At 41.3% G+C, this 936-nt stretch carries 2 pseudogenes; both read right to left on the bottom strand.

The features are described 5' to 3' along the window. Positions 1-81: 81 nt before the first annotated feature. Positions 82-252: pseudogene (locus tag OGY37_RS00240) on the bottom strand (DUF6392 family protein); the annotation flags it as partial. 21 nt (positions 253-273) lie between these two features. Continuing rightward, positions 274-936: pseudogene (locus OGY37_RS00245) on the bottom strand (S-type pyocin domain-containing protein); the annotation flags it as partial.

Raw genomic sequence — 936 nt, forward strand, 5'->3', positions numbered from 1 at the left:
TAGCGATCTCCTTTGTTGGCAGAGTGATTATGCCGGAGGGTCTCTAAATGTGAATGGCACGATTATGCGGGATACTTACATCACTTCCTTAAGATTTTTATCTTGATTATTAACAAACGATAAAAATACCCCTTCTCGTTTCATATCTAATCTATGAATATCATCACCAACAGTACCACTCGGTTTTGTTTTGTAGGAGATCAATCCTTGCTTATAAATATCCAGATATGATTTCCCAATGTTCTTTATCAACTATTCAACATTCAAACTCATTTAATATAACCCCGCTTTCCGGTTTAGCTCATGTAATCTGGCTCTGATCTCTTCGATCTTTTTATCACTTACACCATATTCATTCCTAAGGCACTTAGCATTTGCATCCCGGTTAGCATCCACTGCAGCTTCTAAATTACTGGCATCCAGCACTTTTTGAGTGACCAATCCTCCGTCTTGTGTTCTAAATTTACTATTGTTTTTCCCACCATAAGTTTCACTACATTGCCGATGCACCTCTATCGGTATAGCAACAGCAGCCACTCTGTCAGTCATTTGTTCTATAATATCATCTTTCAGGTTTGGATATGTCCCTTTCAAATATATCCTAACCGCTTCCTTTGAAGGAATATGATCTACTTCATATAGGCCCTGCCTTGAACGGCCTTCAAAATTTCCGTAATAGTCAACTTCAAGATCCCCCACATCAGTTTTTTTAAAATACACATAAATCGCCGATACAACTCCCATCGGGTCAACAATGATAAAGTCATTGAAATCCCGGTCTTCGATAGGAAATGTTTCAATATTTGGCTTCTACTCCTCCGGGATCGGCGTGCCCGGTACGGAGGGTAACGGTTCGGGGGCCGGGTTAGGCAATCCCCAAATACCCCGAGAGTCCGGAACTGGTGTAGGTGGCGTGGAATAACCGCCTGTTTTACC

The sequence above is a fragment of the Citrobacter sp. Cpo030 genome, from assembly GCF_030333005.1.
GTDB classification, from domain to species: Bacteria; Pseudomonadota; Gammaproteobacteria; order Enterobacterales; family Enterobacteriaceae; genus Citrobacter; species Citrobacter portucalensis.